This window comes from Paenibacillus sp. AK121, assembly GCF_019042715.1.
Taxonomy (GTDB): domain Bacteria; phylum Bacillota; class Bacilli; order Paenibacillales; family Paenibacillaceae; genus Paenibacillus; species Paenibacillus polymyxa_C.
In genome coordinates, this window is sequence record NZ_JAHPJM010000008.1 from 120649 (window position 1) to 137819 (window position 17171).

The 17171-nt window shown below is 44.4% G+C and carries 14 protein-coding genes; 1 reads left to right on the forward strand and 13 read right to left on the reverse strand.

Annotated elements, in window-relative coordinates; all coding sequences use genetic code 11:
* Nucleotides 1-39: 39 nt before the first annotated feature.
* The 10 genes from KSP24_RS15960 to cysK all read right to left on the reverse strand — a co-directional run bounded on the left by KSP24_RS15960 (nucleotide 40) and on the right by cysK (nucleotide 12539).
* A complete protein-coding gene (locus tag KSP24_RS15960) occupies nucleotides 40-819 on the reverse strand; it encodes a LytR/AlgR family response regulator transcription factor (RefSeq protein ID WP_017426267.1) in 780 nt (259 codons plus the stop codon).
* Nucleotides 816-2054 (reverse strand): sensor histidine kinase, encoded by a 1239-nt coding sequence (locus KSP24_RS15965; RefSeq protein WP_254207843.1) that lies wholly within the window; start codon nucleotides 2052-2054, stop codon nucleotides 816-818. Before KSP24_RS15965 ends, KSP24_RS15960 begins: the two co-directional genes overlap by 4 nt.
* A 228-nt stretch (nucleotides 2055-2282) precedes the next feature.
* A complete protein-coding gene (locus tag KSP24_RS15970) occupies nucleotides 2283-2873 on the reverse strand; it encodes an accessory gene regulator AgrB (protein ID WP_216975747.1) in 591 nt (196 codons plus the stop codon).
* Nucleotides 2874-2888: 15 nt separating this feature from the next.
* On the reverse strand, nucleotides 2889-4682 hold the full coding sequence (locus KSP24_RS15975) for an ABC transporter ATP-binding protein (protein ID WP_129548744.1): 1794 nt from the start codon (nucleotides 4680-4682) through the stop codon (nucleotides 2889-2891).
* Between the two features lie 14 nt (nucleotides 4683-4696).
* Nucleotides 4697-5254 carry a DUF5823 family protein gene (locus KSP24_RS15980; protein WP_090736714.1) on the reverse strand — a complete coding sequence of 186 codons (558 nt, stop codon included), beginning with the start codon at nucleotides 5252-5254 and terminating at the stop codon, nucleotides 4697-4699.
* Between the two features lie 15 nt (nucleotides 5255-5269).
* Nucleotides 5270-6541, reverse strand: a complete 1272-nt coding sequence (locus KSP24_RS15985; protein WP_017426262.1) for a lanthionine synthetase C family protein — start codon at nucleotides 6539-6541, stop codon at nucleotides 5270-5272.
* 10 nt (nucleotides 6542-6551) lie between these two features.
* A complete protein-coding gene (locus KSP24_RS15990; RefSeq protein WP_216975749.1) occupies nucleotides 6552-9635 on the reverse strand; it encodes a lantibiotic dehydratase in 3084 nt (1027 codons plus the stop codon).
* A 4-nt stretch (nucleotides 9636-9639) separates the two neighbouring features.
* Nucleotides 9640-10581, reverse strand: coding sequence for a S8 family peptidase (locus KSP24_RS15995; protein WP_249507247.1), 942 nt, complete (start codon nucleotides 10579-10581; stop codon nucleotides 9640-9642).
* Nucleotides 10582-10647: 66 nt separating this feature from the next.
* Entirely contained in the window at nucleotides 10648-10809 is a 162-nt protein-coding gene (locus KSP24_RS16000; RefSeq protein WP_080561132.1) for an epilancin family lantibiotic, read from the reverse strand.
* A gap of 806 nt (nucleotides 10810-11615) precedes the next feature.
* The gene (gene cysK / locus KSP24_RS16005) at nucleotides 11616-12539 is read right to left on the reverse strand and encodes a cysteine synthase A (RefSeq protein WP_013369571.1); all 924 of its coding nucleotides are present in this window, start codon (nucleotides 12537-12539) and stop codon (nucleotides 11616-11618) included.
* Nucleotides 12540-12755: 216 nt separating this feature from the next.
* On the opposite strand from cysK, the gene KSP24_RS16010 reads away from it, so the two are divergent.
* Complete coding sequence (locus tag KSP24_RS16010) at nucleotides 12756-13964, forward strand: MFS transporter (RefSeq protein ID WP_058710814.1); 1209 nt, start codon at nucleotides 12756-12758, stop codon at nucleotides 13962-13964.
* A 73-nt stretch (nucleotides 13965-14037) separates the two neighbouring features.
* Here the strand turns inward: KSP24_RS16010 and KSP24_RS16015 are convergent, their stop codons facing one another.
* The 3 genes from KSP24_RS16015 to KSP24_RS16025 form a co-directional block, all read right to left on the reverse strand.
* The gene (locus KSP24_RS16015) at nucleotides 14038-15036 is read right to left on the reverse strand and encodes a glycosyltransferase (protein ID WP_058710815.1); all 999 of its coding nucleotides are present in this window, start codon (nucleotides 15034-15036) and stop codon (nucleotides 14038-14040) included.
* 56 nt (nucleotides 15037-15092) lie between these two features.
* On the reverse strand, nucleotides 15093-16097 hold the full coding sequence (locus KSP24_RS16020; RefSeq protein WP_216975753.1) for an aminoglycoside phosphotransferase family protein: 1005 nt from the start codon (nucleotides 16095-16097) through the stop codon (nucleotides 15093-15095).
* A gap of 166 nt (nucleotides 16098-16263) precedes the next feature.
* Nucleotides 16264-16956 carry a pectate lyase gene (locus KSP24_RS16025; protein ID WP_013369567.1) on the reverse strand — a complete coding sequence of 231 codons (693 nt, stop codon included), beginning with the start codon at nucleotides 16954-16956 and terminating at the stop codon, nucleotides 16264-16266.
* Nucleotides 16957-17171 lie beyond the last annotated feature (215 nt).

Below are 17171 nucleotides of genomic sequence, written 5' to 3' on the forward strand. Positions count from 1 at the left end.
CCCTTTTCTTCTCGAAGGACTATGCCCTCCGTATCTATTCTATTCGTAAACAGGTCTGTTCAGGAGGCTCCGGTCTCCCATCTTATCTAAGAGGTGCTTCAACAATTGGCGGGAAACGGGAATAATGCGCCTTGCTTCTCCGGAATTCTGATTGGTTTGAAAAATGATCTCCTTCTTGCTCTTATCTATAGATTCCACCTTCATCAGGTTTACGATAAATGCCCGATGACACCGGAACAACCTTGGGTCCTTAGCCTCAATATCTTTCAGATCGCCGTAAAACTCAAGAGTTCTGTTTTCGGAAACCAGACGGATTTTGTGGGGAACACCGGTTGTTTCAAAGTAATAAATGCTGGAGAAGGAAATTTGAAATTTCGTAAATTTATTGTCGAGTATAAACCAATCATTGACATCCAACACAGGCTTTCTTTGATGGGCAACAACAAGAACTTCTCTGACCTTTTTTTCCATTTCATCCTGAGTAGCATCCTTGATAATGAAATCAAGAGCTGCTACCTTATATTGGAAGGTAAGCGGAGACAGATGACCGTGGGTAGTTACAAAGACAATATGCCCATACATATCATATTTTCTGATTTCCTGGGCAACTTCCAGTCCCTTCATCTGACAACCAGAGATTTCAATATCAAGGAAATACAAGTTATTCGCACAAGCTTTAGATTCAAAAAGCAGGAGATCCGGCTTACTGGTGGCAATGAGATTGCTGCAGCAGATGCCAAGTTCCTCGCAGCTTTTACGGACCATCTTTTCCATTATGCGCTGCTGGATAAACTGATCTTCCAGAATAAAAATATTCATGATGTCGCTCTCTTTATAATTAATGTTTGCGTGAAAAAATCCGGTTCCTTTTTGGTATCCAAAGTTACATACTTGTTGCTGCGCAGCACCTTTGCTATATTGTACAAGCCAAGACCTCGATTGTCCGCTTTCGTTGAAAAGTTCCGTTTGTAGAGATCATTCACCTTAATCCCGTCAAGTGCAGAATGATTATAAGAGTTTCGTATCGTCACCGTCTGAATATCGTCTTCATGGATCAGCACAATATTTATGGACGGATTGCAGGTCTCTAGTGCCGCATCGATTGCATTGTCCAGGAAACAAGAGATTACTCTGCAAAGGTCTATAATATCCATATACATTTCACTGATACCGCTATCAATTTCCAGTTTTACGTCAACTCCACGCTTCTTTGCCACCAGCACCTTGGATGTAATAATACTCTTGAGCTCACTCACGTCCAGATTAATCAGGTTATCCAGACTATAGGAATATCCGTTCAACTGTGAAGCAGTAGGTTGGATAGAACTCTCATATATCCGCTTGATCATCGCTAAATCCCCAGTTCTGATCCCCTCGTCCAGCATTAACAGGATATTGGTATAGTCATGTCTGAAGCCGCGGATGTCTTCGTACATTTTTTCAATCTCCATAATATAAGCCTCCAGCTGCAGGTATTGTTCCGTCTTGTTCTTCTCTAGCTCACGTTCACGCAGGAAGCGATACAGCCAATTGATCGTCATCAGGAAGATGGAGGTCAAGCCGATCAGCATCAACACAATCTTTAATCTGCTTGGATACGGATTGTTGCTTTCACACTCCGAATAGATAATGAGTCCTAGTCCGATGATCCCCAAGACTAAGATTAAAGAAGCTCCGACGATAAGCTTAATCCGATATATCTTCAAAAGCCTGACCGCCGGAGTAGGAAACAAATAAGACACAAGCTTTCGGAGCGCCAAGTAGATCAGCGGAGGTGAACAAGCGGTTAGGAAGGGCGCCGTCCATTTGTTTTTATATTCATAAGGAACCGCATAGCTGATTACCGTTATGAAATAACCCAGCAGTGTCGTAATGAAGATGGTAAGGATGGCGTAGAAGCCTATGACCCACAAGGATTCATATTTGTCGGTCAACCACCCGTATACTGCCAGTAGCACAAATAGAAATAGGTAAACAATCAGTCCGAAGTTATTCAGAGCTGTTATTCCGATAAAATAATACATGACTAAAAACAGCAGCAGCTTATAATTCATACGGAAAACGCTTAGACCATTGCCGCTGACCATATGATATATTACAAGATAGCTGGTGTATTGCAAAAAATAAATGCCGGATGTAATCATTTTTTGTTCAATTTCCAAACTTTTGGGTTGACTGGTTCATAGAACAATCCGAAACAAATCCCTCCTCCTTCACCTCTTTTACTCATATGCTCCAGTAGCTTAGCCTTGAGTCTCTGGGTATGGTTGTTTCTGTATTCTTTAATATTCTTGATATTGTTCATAATTGGCATAACTCCTTCTCATTATGGAATAGAATACTGGTGTGATGACAACTGCTTCAAGAAACAGCCCAAATATTAACCAAGGATAAAAATCTAGTGCGATGGCCACGAAAACAAACACTATACTTAAAAAGATAGCTTGTAATCTGCATGCTCTTCTGAACTTCGGATCTACCAATGGATTGCACTCCGTATCGGCCGGAGCGTATCTGACAATCAGAATGATAGAAAGCAGACAGAGCGTCGCCAAAAAAAAGCGGTTCCATTCTACTTCCTTTAAGAGCCAGGGAACAAACACAAAGGTCAGTAGACTGACCCAGGTGCAATGATGCGACTTGCGAGCATGCCAGCCAAAGGACTTTCGCCGGACCACTGTATAGGAAAGCAGCATCGCAGCGGTTTCGGCTAATACACCGAGCAAACAGGCACTGATCAATACAAGAAGTATTTTTTCTGTGCCAGCCAGTATGTTCTCCAGATAATAAAGCACATAAGCACGCTTCTCCGCTTCCAATTCTTCGTCTTGAAAGTATTTATCAACGATCCACGTTGACAATTGATGATACAACGCCACCGCCCCTCCCTAACTTAATTGTGCGGGAAGCTGGAATTGAACATAATCACGATATTTATCATGCCAACTCATTAATTCGTGATGCGTGCCTACCCCCGTTACTTCTCCTTTATCCAAAAAGATTATCTGGTCCGCTTTGTAGATGGTTGACAAACGATGAGCGATAACAATGGTCATTTTATTCTTGGAGAGAAGCTTGATAACATCATGGACGAGCTGCTCTGACTCGCTATCCAGGTTGGCGGTAGCTTCATCAAACAGCAGAATCTCATGGTCTGAAAGCAAGCATCTGGCAATCTGGATTCGCTGCTTCTGTCCCCCCGATAATTTGACTCCCCTTTCTCCAACAAAGGTATCCAAACCATCCGGTAATTGATAAATTACCTCCTTCAAGCCTACTGTATCAAGAGCCGCATAAATCTCATGGTCATCCGCGTCTCTGTTTAGGCCATATACCAGATTGTCTCTCACTGATCCTACCAGTAAGTCACTATCCTGCATAACATAGGATATTTTGCGACGCCATTCTTCCGTCCTAATCTTATCCAAATATACATTATTGTAATAGATTTCTCCATTATATTCTGAGTAAAATTTCTCTATTAAAGAAAATATTGTTGTTTTTCCCGAGCCGGAAGGCCCTACGATCGCTGTAGTGGTACAGCCTCTGAAGGTTAACTCCACGTTGGATAATACCGGTTGGCCCTGGTTGTACGAGAAAGAAACATTGGCAAAATGCAGGATATCCGAATTCTGATCATGACTTTTCATGTCCGGCACACTGCCTAACTTTTCTTGCTTCTCATCTTGTTGGTTATATATGGTATAAATTTCCTTACTTGCTCCCTTGGCCTTCTGATACTGCGAGAAAAAACTGCTGAGCTGGGTCAGAGGCGAAACCATTGTAAACAAATAAAAGATCATGGATACCAGAGTACCTGTAGTGATATGTCCAGCGGCAATGCCGGCGCTTCCATACCAAAACATTCCTACCAAAGCTAGCATGATGATAATTGTGACAATCGGCTCAATGACAGCTGACAATATTCCCTCTTTGATGTTCAAGCGAAAGATACGTCCAAGTATCTCCCGAGTATATTTCATTTCAAGCTTTTCCGACGTCGTCGCTTTAATGAATCTGATGTTATAGAGAATTTTGGATAACTCACCGGAAAAGTCTGCGGCTGCATCCTGTGCCTCAACCGCTACCCTATTCATCCTTCTTCCAATGGGATAGATTAGTAGCGCCGTTATAGGAATCAGAGCAACGAGTACACTCATTAATCTCCAATCCAACACAAATAACATGATGATGCAACCAGTGACCATCAGGACATCAGCCAGAATAGAAGGCAGAGTAATAGCCAGAAAATTACTTACAATAGCAAGGTCGTTCGTCATTCTGCTGATGATTTTGCCGTTCTCATTGTTATCAAAATAATTAACCGGCAAATGGATAATTTTTTCCCAAATTTTCAGTCGCAGTTCCTGAAAAAACTTGCTCCCCACATATCTGAGGAGCAGAGAAGACACAGCGTTTAAAATCCCTCCGGCCAGAAACAGCGAAATAAGCACAGCTGCGGTCTGGATCGTCAGCTCCATAGCTGAGATCTTATCGACAAGCTTGCCTGTCATGATCGGCAATACTAATGAAAAAGCGGCGGAAATCAGTGTAAATACGATGCTCCAAGCAAGCGCAAGCTTGGGCCATCTCGCAATTTTGATTAACTTCAGCAAGGAATGGGCCGTTTGTTTTTCTTCACCGATCTTTTTATATGCCGTGCTCTCCATATTCAATTCCATTATGGCTTAATCACCTATTTCTCTTTGTGATTTTCGTATTCTAGCAAAAACTTCATTGCCATTGTATAGACACCTGCGGCTATCGCTACCATGACAATATAGGAGAGCGACAGCTTGGTTCCTATCCAGTCCGTTTGATTGCTTAACTGGAACAGTAAGAAGCACACGGCGCTTCCGGCAAGAAACTCCAAAGAGTAGGAGAATTTCCGCCCTCTCTTCAACCTATCTAGTATAATATCCACTATAATTACAGCGGATGTAAGCATAAAAGAAATTTTATACAGCATAATCTTATCTTCAGCAACAATCTGCTGATCCTCAAAACTTGCAAAGTATCTGGCCAAAATTGTACCGATTACTAGGTATAATACGACAACTAGCACATTTATTCCGACACATTCGGCTGTGCTGTAGGTAATAGTCCCTTCGCTTCGTTGAACCAGGGTCGCTGCCAAGCTTGAAATAAACAGGATCAGAAACCAAATATAAAAATATGCATCCAGTTGAAAAGAGAGAAAATCGGTAATCAGTCCCACCATGACTGTAATAATTTCTTTTAATAAAATGAACATTACCGTCTCCTCCTGTTAGCTAAATACCAGCATCTGCTTCCATGTACTCAAGTTCTCATTATCACAGGTCAGCAGTGTCAGCAATACACCTGCACATCCATCGAGCAGCCCAACTTTATCGAGAGATAACGGATCATCGACGCTTCCCTCAAGGTCTATAAAAGGTACTCCCTCACCAGTATTTCGATATGATAACAAACGATGCAAAAATTCATCCTTAAACGGCATGGCTGCCGCACGGCTGAAATGGTGCTGAATCAGGACCAAGCCTGCATAGCCGTGACAGATCGTCGGTGAAATTACCTTTCTTAGCGAATCTGGTCTGGAGTAGACGGTATTGAACAATTGCAGAGCCTGCTGCTGCAGCGCTTTGTCCTCCAGGGCCAATCCCAGCCGGAACATAGCCACAGAAGCTCCCGGTGTGCCGTAACACCATGCATCTCTGTGATAACCTGGATTCCGACTAGTCTCTGCGGATTCATCCGGTGTGAACATATTAGGTATGACAAGGGTGCCGTTCCACTCCCTGATACTTCCGTGTAGAAAAGTCTTGGCAACTTCCAGTACTTCTCTCAATCCAGTTAACGGGTAGCGGCGGAGATGTGCAACGGCCAGCAGATTAATGGCTCCTGTAATTCCGTGCGCCATGCCAAGATTATAATAAATGGTCTGTTCGGGAAGTTCCTCGAAATGTCTCAGCTTGCCTACAGCATCCGTAATCAGTTGAAGTATCTTAAGGAGCACTGCATCCAGCTTCCCAACGTATCTGTCCTGGCGTTCCTTAACCTCCATTAATGTAGCTGCAATCCCCGTCCAGCCTGAAATCAAATCCAAGTCGCTATCCTCAATCAAAGAGTCTTCCAATTTCCCCCTTGTCTCCTCATAGAACTCCCCGTAGCTACTAAGAAACATATCCAGCGTCTGCGAGAGCACATTTGTATATCTTGTTGAACCTCTTGAACACTCGTTGAACAGATAAATAACGCCTGCTAGTCCGGTATACAGTGACAATGAATGGAACGGTATATTACCGATTAAACGCACAATCTCCTGATTGTACTTGAAAGCAAGCGCAGCCCACCCTTCCCCCGGGTAAACTTCATCTAGCTTATCCAGAAGAAGGCTGATCCCGGGGTATCCTGAAGCCAGCGATATCAGCTCCATTTCAGGGTAATCATGCATGGCGTGCTTCTTGATTAGCAGGGTTACAGTATCTATATCTTTGTAAATTTCTGCGCTTTGCCTGACTATTTCAGATAAATTTCCCGGGACTTGTTTGACCGCCATAAGCTCCTCCTCAATAGGCAACATGATATTTGCTTACCTGTAAATAATCTTCCAAACTGAAGTAGCATAGGTGTAGGGCAAGCTCTTCTTTTTCCCGGTCCAGGCCGAACACTCTGTTGCAGAACATGTGCATGATGCTGAACATAATATCATCGTAGTAATTGGTTCTGTCGTCAGCTTCCCGGATAGCCGTGAAATATGCAGCGTATTGCCGCAACCTGTCGTCTTTATCGCTTGCTGGCAAGGATATGGAACGGGTCTGTTGAATCCTTTGGAATAGCGCTTCTTTGTGTTCCCGGTACTCCTGTCTGAATTTCTTTGGATCAATAATCGCAGCCATAGCCTTCAATTGATCTTCTGCCAGCGGATACGCGCAGTTCACAACCTCAAAAAGTCCGGTGCAGCAAAATAACATCTGATCGGTTGCATTAATTGACCTCTTGCCTGCATAATAACCTGAAACTAGATAAGAATCGATAGCAAATAACCTCTCCGCTTGTTCAATGAAGGCTGTGCCGCCATACCGCAAAATTTCAGGCCGGTAAGGAACAACCGAATAGGAACTAACCAATCCGGACGAGGTTACAGTATTCAGGAAATCAAAAACATAGTTCAAGGCCTTGAAACGCTGATGCTCTACGCTTCCCGACATTTTGCACCTTAGCCTGATATGCGGCTCCTTATCTGCATACTGGACAAAAAAAACCTGGTCAATGAAGTACTCGGCGCTATTGTCCATGAATGTCTTAAATGCACTGCCCAGCAAATCGGTTAGCAGTTCCTGATTGTAATATACCTGCAGGGATATCCAATCCGAACCTGGATAATAAACAGCATTCACCGAAGAACTCAGCACTTTATTTAAGCTTTTATCGGTAGCCTGTGCAGACAATCTGTCTATCGGCAAGTACTGAAACATCGGACTTTTGCAAAAAAATACGCACTCCTCCATATACCGATTAACGGAAGCGAACAATTCTTTCTCCGTCTCCATAATAACAGCCGCCTTGCCTTCCGGATTCCGCGTATATTCTTTGTGCAAAAGCTTTCGATGATGATGGCGATCCAAATCCAGCAATAGCTTATTGTCCAGCTCCACCAAATATACATATCGCGGAATGTTATACTTTATGATCCAATTCTCCAAAAAGGCCAAAAACTGTTCTTCGCTCTGGAGCCGTTTATCCGCATATAATGTCCATTTTTTAGGGCAGATGATGATATTTTTATAGGTTACTCTCGGTGTAAAAGAAGAATCATAGAGATACTCCTCCAGATGGGACCATCCGGTCTGATACTGCAGATTAATATCATTCAGAAACCGGATCAGATAAGGCGCCAGCTCTGTATTGTACATGCTACTGAGTTTGGGAAATACCAGTTCGCCTGTTTCCCTGCGCTTTAGATAAAAGTATCCCGAATCCTCCACACCTACCAATAATTGGGAAATATCCAAATTCCGATTCTCGGGGAACGTGGCCATATCCATGGATTGATCCGGTGTTGGGCCTGCCGTCATAATATTAGTTATTTTGGGGCTGAATGGGTAAAATGAGATTTCAGCGGCGCTCTCCCCTGCTTTCTGATCCTTCGGGTTCCTGACAAAACGGAAGATTTCATCACGGCTATCTTTGTCAAACATGTAGGCAAATCTTCCGAAGCTCTGACACGCTTCCAATGATCCGGCTCTGTTGTTTAAATAAAACGTAACTTCACCTTGTTCATTCTCCATGCAGGAATAATACAAATCGAACGAGACATGGACATTCTCCAGACTCAATTCAGACAGCTGTTGGATTTTGGCCTCGTCAAGCACGATATCCGAATGATTGGCAAGCGCTTCAGTCTGCCACTCCGCAATTAGCGCCTTGAGCTGTCGGAACCTGCCTTCATCCTTATGCCTGTACTTATCTCCGTTCTGGTAGTGGCTCTTGTACTCTTCAGGTTTGCCGAGCCCCAACGTCTTACTGAACAACTGCAATAAAGGCACTTCTTCATATACTCCGTACTTCTCAGTAAATTGCTGACGATAGTCGGAAAGTGTATCCTCTTTCCTGTACGTAGAAAGCATGCTCAATATTGAAGCTACTTGGGCCAACGCTTGCCTATCGCTGTCCGATAAGTGAATTTCATTTGCTTGATTCAGCCTTACGTCTATTTTGACCAAGTCGCCCTGATAATCGGGAAGGATAAGCTGGACTAGTTTTCGGACAGCCTCAATGCCTTCGCGTTTGACCGCAGCAACTGTGATGTCCTGAATGGCATGTCCAACTCTCTCCAAAATATCTGCGTAATATGCTGCCTTGGGAGCAGCGAGCATCTTTAGTGTACGGATCAGATGCTCCAAAGGAGCGCTATCCCGAGGATTGGGAATCATCTCACTTACCAAAAAGCCTTGTTCTATCAATTGCTGCAAAAAATCTGTGCTGATCGTGTCATCCACGCCGAAGGCATCTTTTATAGCTTGCATAAGCTGCAGAAAAGTCTGCTGCTCTTTATCAAGGATCTTCATGATGAAATCTATGACCGGGGTTTTGAGAATAGATATATTCTCAGTGCTTCGTTCCTCCTGATCTGCTGCAAACAGAGTCTGATAAGAGATGACGAGCCTGTGATGGTCAATGTAAGAGGTGTTATTTACACTCAGTCTCAATTCATTGCGGACATCCGCATCCCCATGGAAAAGCCCTATTAAGCGGTAAATTAGGCTATAATCCGGAGTTGCCCAGACGACATGTTCTCCGGCGCCTCCCGTGTTTCCAAATCGGGAAATGCCTACTCCCGCGAACAGTCCAAACGGTGTTGGTCTACAAATTGCCCGCGAAATGAACTTGCTTAGACTAAGGATAAGATTCCGCTTTTTTTTGGACTTCAATGTTCTGCCTTGTTCCAGGCTTTGCAGTGCAGCGTAGGTCGAGGGGCTGGAGACATAAATGGAATCCATCAACCCCTGCTTCTGAACGAACCGTACAAGTCTGTCAAGATATTCATCATCGTCTAGTTGTTCATGATCAAATATCCGCGTATAATACTCCATGCCAAGCAACGTCTTCCGGTACATGTAATTTTCCGAGATTTCAAAGTTTTCCAACATGCAATCAACCTCTCATCTGTCTTAAAGCACGAATTGAACCGGCAAGGCTTACTTCATAATAATTCCGCTGAACATCAATCGGTCTCGCGCCTTGACGGAGCAGACACTCCATTTCTGTGCGCCCGGCATTCATCCCCTGCGCGATAAGCTCTCCGCTAAGAGAGGCAACAACTCCGCTGAATAAGGCGCTGGCAATACTCGTACCGATACCTACTGTGTATGCTTTGTCAAATCCCAGCACTTCGTATAAATAATCCTCTGTGTCGAAGCTTGATTTGGCAACCATTACCCAATCATTGTTGTAATTGATTTCATACTCATCACCACTCGGCGCAAAAAATTGGCCGCTGAGCGTATTACTGAACCCGGAGATATCCCCGTTCTTATTAGTTGATCCAATTGGGTATACTCCCTTTAAATTCGCAGGCACTCTGTACTCCTGCGTAATATCGCGTCCATCGTTTCCTGCGGAACAGACTACCCAGATGCCTTGCGCATTAGCGCAGTCAACCAAAGCCTGAAACCGATTGAACTCGAATAAGTCGACCTCATATTCTGTACGATAGCTGATGTTGATAATTAGATATCCTTTAGCAATACCTTCTTCCAGCGCTCTATACAACCATTCAAGCTTGCTTATTCCTTTTTTGTCCGTAATTTTGTAGACAACAACCGGAGCGAAAGGGCATATCCCCTTCAATATATATTTGCCAGTAACAGAGCTAACCATTTTTGTACCATGCCCGACGTAATCGCTTAGACAAGGCTCATAAGGTACAAATGACTTGCATTCTGCCTCAACTAGATTACCTTGGATCTCTGAGTGGGATTTATCGACGCCTGTATCAATAAACAGGATAGTAAGCGGCTGACCAACAGTTGCACCACAACTAAAATGATCGGTCAGCCGGGCTACATGCCAATTGTATATATTAGGTTTTATCATGCAATCTCCATAATGTAAGTAGGGGTAGCCCATTTCACTACCCCTGACTTACGAATCGCTTATGAATTATTTACAATTGGAACAAGAACCGGTACAGATACAGGTAAGAGTTTTACATACTGCTTTGGATACCTTAATGGTTGTCTTGATGATTGAAGCTTGTGGGCTAAGCTCACTGGCCTCATAGCTCTTTCTTAAATCAAGGTCAAACATTTGATCTACTTTCATTTTCCTCTTCCTCTCTGAATTAAATTCTAATAAACATGATTTCAGTGGTACCCCTTAATCATGTTTATTGCGAGTGACTGTATGTCATATCTTGCTGTCGATGAATAAAGAATATATCTAATTCTCCCGTTTTTTAAACTTTATTCCTAAAAGGTATTCCAAACCTCCTAAATTGCAGTCATTTTGCTTCCCATGCGGCATGACAAAAAAAATACCGACACAGAGCGGAACGATTGACGCTTAGAGCATGACGTATGCTTGCAAGAATCCGGTATGTTCCTATACAGGTGTCTCGTATAAGTCGGCTGAAGAAGAGATGCTTAGCAAAAAGCGCTCGCCCTATGTTTACGATACGCTGGATCTTGTGGACGAACTGCGATTTTTTTCAAACAGGACATGACTGTAAAGGAATTGACCGACGCACTACGTGTACACGGCATCTCATAAGTTGACCCGTTTGAGGCAGCTCTTGCTGAAATGGAGAATAGGCTTGGTGTTTCCTTCTCTGATTACTTGGGTTTTTCAAGAGGATCCTGAAGAAACAAATAAGGTCGAAGAACGGAACATGAACCGTGAGACTTTTAAAATTCTCACGAATATAAGCTATAATCGACAATTAATTAGCCATAACCTTATGAATTGTGGCTTATTGATTTGTCAGGAGTGAAATTAACCTATGAATTATGGCAAAGATGTATTCAATGTTTATGTCTACCATATCGCCAATTCACTTTTGTAACTTCGATTAATGAGGCTGGATCTTACATATAAATGAGTCGAATCTCTTTGACCCGATCCCCATCTTTTTATCCGAATATCCCCATGCTCAGATAACGCTCTCCGGTATCCGGGGCAATGCAGAGTACCCGTTTGCCTGCTCCCAAACGCCGGGCTTCCTGAAGGGCCGTCCATATTGTAGCCCCGCTGGAGGGCCCGACAAGAATTCCCTCCTGTGCAGCAATCGCCCGTGTCATCGCAATCGCATCCTCATCGGAAACCTGTACGATTTCGTCATACACTTCCGTATTCAGCACGGTAGGAACAAAGCCCGGACTCGTTCCCACCAGCTTATGCGGACCGGGTTTTCCCCCAGACAGTACGGGCGAACCTTTGGGCTCGACCACAACAATCCGCAGATCAGGCAAATGCTGGCGCAGCACTTCACCTGTACCCGTAATGGTACCGCCCGTTCCCGAAGAAGCGACGAACACATCCAACCGCCCCTCCGTCTGCTCCAAAATTTCAAGTGCCGTGGTTGTACGATGGATATCGGGATTTGCTTCATTTTCAAACTGATGCGGGATAAAACTCCCTTCAATTTCTGCCCCCAGTTCGAGAGCTTTACGAATCGCTCCTGGCATCCGTTCTTCCGCTGGTGTCAGTACGACCTCAGCCCCATAGGCTTTTAAAATATTGATCCGTTCCTTCGTCATATTCGAAGGCATTACCAAAATCGCACGGTAACCTCGAGCTGCCGCATTCATCGCAAGACCAATCCCCGTGTTGCCACTGGTTGGCTCAATAATGGTGCCTCCCGGCTTGAGATGTCCCGCCTTTTCCGCCTCGGCAATCAGATTGCCCGCCGCCCGATCTTTAACACTGCCGCTTGGATTAAAATACTCCAGCTTCACATACACTTCCGCATCCTGCGGTCCTGTGAGCCGTTGCAGCCGCACACAAGGCGTATCTCCGATTAAGTCCGTAATACTATGTACCACTTTAAGTGTCATTGTTATATCCTCCCCGGATCATTCCTTACAACGTCATTTCCTATCTTCATATCATACTACCAAAATAACATAAGTGGCTCCTTCCAACCTGTCGCTTTTGTAAATTACACAAACCTTATCAACTTAGTATGTAAAATTCTTGCAAAATGGGTCGCCAGATGTTGCCTGGAATGATATACTCGCATTACTATTTTTTCAGGAGGATACAAGAAACTTATGAGTACTCAAGAAAATATGACAGCTAATCGCTTCCCCCCCTCCTTGCTATGGTTAACCCTTGGTGCCTTCGCCATCGGCATGACCGAATTCGTCATTATGGGACTTCTGCCCAATGTAGCCCATGATCTTCATGTTACGATTCCGCAAGCCGGACAATTAATCACCAGTTACGCGCTTGGTGTGGCCATTGGCGCACCTGTGCTTACTGTATTAACCCATAAGGTTCCGCAAAAAAAGCTGTTGTGTCTGCTGATGTCTATATTCATTTTAGGCAATCTTTTTTCCGTCATTGCTCCTAACTACGAACTGCTGATTGCGGCCCGTATGGCTACTGCGTTATCGCACGGAACCTTCTTGGGAGCAGGTTCCCTGATCGCTGCCCGGCTGGTTCGTGCTGATAAGCGGGCAGGAGCCATCTCTATGGTGCTGACCGGATTAACCGTGGCGAATATTATTGGCGTGCCCTTTGGCACCTTTATCGGGCAGCAGCTCGGCTGGCGCGCTTCCTTTGGAGCCATTGTTGTGATCGGCTTGATTTCTCTCTTCGGTATTATTCGTTACATTCCGGTGATTCAGCAGGACAAACCTTCCAGTCTCAAGCAAGAAGTCAAAAGCCTGTTTAATCCAAAAGTGCTGCTGATGCTGCTCACAGGTGCAGTCGGCTGTGGTAGCCTGTTCACTGTCTTTACGTACATTACGCCTTTGCTTACGGACATTAGCGGCTTTGCCGAACACAGCATTACCTGGATTCTTGTCCTGTTCGGCCTAGGCGTCACAATTGGGAACATCGTTGGCGGCAAGCTCGCAGATTGGAAGCTGCTTCCCTCCTTGATTGCAAACTATGCTGTACTGGCCATTATTCTGGCCATTCTGACGTTTACACTTCAAAGCCAGGTACTGGCCGTTATCACTGTATTCATCTGGGGGATTGCTGCATTCGGCATCATGCCGGGTATTCAGGTTCGCATCATGAATCTGGCCTATGAGGCTCCTTTGCTAGCCTCTACCTCCAGCCATTCCGCATTGAATCTGGGTAACGCAGGTGGTGCTTTTATCGGGGGAGTCGTGATTAACCAAATGGGGCTGTCCGCCATTCCATGGGTTGCATCACTCATTACTGTCGGCGGTCTGCTGCTGATGCTGGTCAGCTACATGATGGATCGCAAGACGGCTCATACTGAAGCGATAGCAGAGATACAGTCATAAGAAAAGGGACTTTCGTTCATTAGAGCGAAAGTCCCTTTTTTAAGGTCTAAATCCACGCAACCTGTCTCGGTGTTCAGCTTAACCAACCATCGAAAAAATCCCTATATCCCTGCTTCATCACCTGACTTGAAAACTGTTCCATGGCGTATGCCTGGTTTTCTGTCGAAACCCGGCGAGGTGAAGCCGCAGCCATATTGACCAGTTCGAACCAGTTCTTCTCATTCCCCGAAAATGAATGTGTAGAGCTGATGTGCCCATAGCAAGGATGCTCAGGCTTGACGACGATTTTCCCCATGGCTAGCGCTTCGGTCAGCGGCATCGCGAACGTGTCGAATTTAGAGCAGCTCCAATACACCTTCGCCGTATTCATCAGTGCAAACACCTCGTCTTGCGTTAATGCAAATTGAAGTTTTACATTGTCCGGGATGTCGTACTTCTTCATGCTTTCCTTGTAGCGTTCACCGCCAAATACCATATAGACATCCTTATCAGGATTATGCCGCGCATACTCCAGTACCAGATCCGGACGCCGATTCTCTTCATCTCTACCAATCCACATCACCCGGTTCTCCACCACTTGTGAGGGATCAAAATGCTTTTCCACCAACCGCTCATTAAATCCGATCGGGATGACTGTCACATCGGTTACGCCAAACTTCGAGGCCATCTCCTGCTTGAGAAAGGCAGTCTGTACGATAGCCTTGTCCACGATCTGATAAAAAGGCTTCATCATCTCATAGCCTGTCAGTGCCGGGTCTGGAAAACTATGTGGAAAAAGCACGCTGTTTTTAAAAAACATATTCAAATAGGTAAAGCCAGATACCGTATAAATAACGTGCTCAATCTGCTGCTCGTGCAGTTGATCCAGTACGATGTCATAATTGACCAGGTCACCCTTTTCGTGCTCATAGCCCGGAAGCCAGTCATGGCTGCTTACATGGCGCTCCGGTGATACAAATACGATATCCACCCCCAGTTCCAATCCGATCTGCTTCAGACGTTCTGCAAAAATACGAGGACCCTGCGCTTCAGCAAATTGTATTTTTCTCATGACCAAACCGACTTTTTTCATGGATTTATTTCCCTACCTTCTTTGGCTAACTATATAGAATCTATGCCTTAAGCCCACTAAAGCCACTGCTTACATGGTTGGACTTGTTCCCAATCCATCATCGCTATACATTGGTTTAAACAAGCTAACGTTTCATCCAATTGGGACTCTAATTGCTCTTTTGACCATTTGTTGCTATTTCTATGCAGCTCCGTTTCAATCCTTTGCAAATCACTTGTGATTAGCAATAGCATCCAAAGCGAAAATACCACAGCAAACATACCATATTCCTGTATAAATGCCGTTCGATCTACCTGTATCCCCAACAGCTCCAGCTGTTCCAGATAGGTGTCTAGCATACGAATACGCAATTCAGACGTCATATGTCGGGGGAATAACGGATGGGACATGTCGATCAGGTGATATACATCCCACAGCGGTGTGTTTAGATGAGCATGCTCCCAATCCAATACCTTTAACCGTTCCCCACTCAGCGCATAGTTTCCCGGATGAAGATCACCATGAGACAGTACAAGCTGGTGTGAAAAAGATAGATGCTCCAGTTGTACATAAATACGCTGCATGTGTTGCTTGGAAAAACCGAGTGAGCTGCAAAGCTCTAATATATCTGGCTTGCGTATGTGCAGTTCAGAAACCATCTCCTGAATGAGCGGCTTCGGTCCCCGCAATGGCATTCCTGCAAAATAGTCCAGTGGCAAAGCATGCCACCTTGCAACAAGTCCTACAGCTTGCAATAGGGTTTCGTCTGCGTGAACATGATGTAACGGACCAAGGTCCTCAAATACCATCCATTCTCCTCCGTCATCTGCGTCTGCATCAGACCAAGCTAGCAATTGGGGATAGATGGGTGGTAATGCGGGAAGCACATGCTCGTACACCCATCTCTCGTGCCCCTTCTGATCGTCATTGGTTAGTTGTTTAAATATATAACTTTCAGAGGAGGACACGTAAAAACGTTCCACATGCCGGCCATTCGTACCTGTATATAAAATTTCACGATCGCGCACCAGCGTATCATTCAAAGTACCGTCTACATTCACATATTGATGAAATAGATTCATAGCCACCCAACTTTTTTTGTATAAAATGTAATAGCACGATCATAACATAGTCCTTGTTCTGAACGAAGCCCAGATCATCAGTACCAAAAAGGGGCTTGTCCTATCAGATCATACGACCTGTTGGACAGCCCCTTTTCCTATCCGTACTCCTATCCTACGCTAACGATTAGTATTTAGTATTGCCGGACTCGCTCGTGTTGCTAGATTTAAAGCCTTTGAACAATTGTTTTACATTATGATAACGAGTATTCGTAATTTTAGCTTTGCTGTTAGGACCGTCGGATCTCAGAATCGAATCCTTGACGTTGGAAATATCCGAGTTATCCAAAGTCATATTCACTCTAAAAGTAGAGCCCCCAAGTTGGCGAACCAGCTTACCGATATCATCGGCTCTAAAGTTTTTAATGTTAATTGTGCCTTCGGCATTGATTTGAAACACTTTATCGTATGCATGGTACGCTCCACCGCCTGTAATATTCACCGTGCCTGGTTCTTTAAGCGTCAATGCATCTTCACCGACATCCTCCCATGTTACGTTGGAAATGGTGCCATTGCCATATACATGCACACCATCCGCAGCAGGCGCGGCGATGATCACATTTTTCAACGTTGCATTATTTTCAAGCTTGAAGATAGGCTTTTGAGCCTCTTTTTGGCTTCCATCTCCCAAGGTATCGGGGTCAGCCACTACGGTCTTGCCTTTACCATCGTATACTTCTCCGGCTTTTACAAGTATGGTCTTATGAACGACCTCTGGAGCTGCATGAGCAGAATAATTGCCGACAAATAATGCGATCAGCATACCGGATAAAGCAATACTCATTCCCTTTTTCAATACTTTAGCTGTGTTTGTTTTCATTTCAATTCATCCCTCTCGTAGATTGTTTTTTATTCTTATCTCCAATTCTCCGTTGACTAGAGCGCAAGCGCGTAGACCGTATCACCACCTTCGTACAATGAACCCATTGACCGACACATGTCCGTAAAGTAATATTTAACTATTTGCATATGTATACTTGGTTTTTGGTTCAAAGTAGCTCCATTATTATAAATTCAATCAATCACAAATTGTAA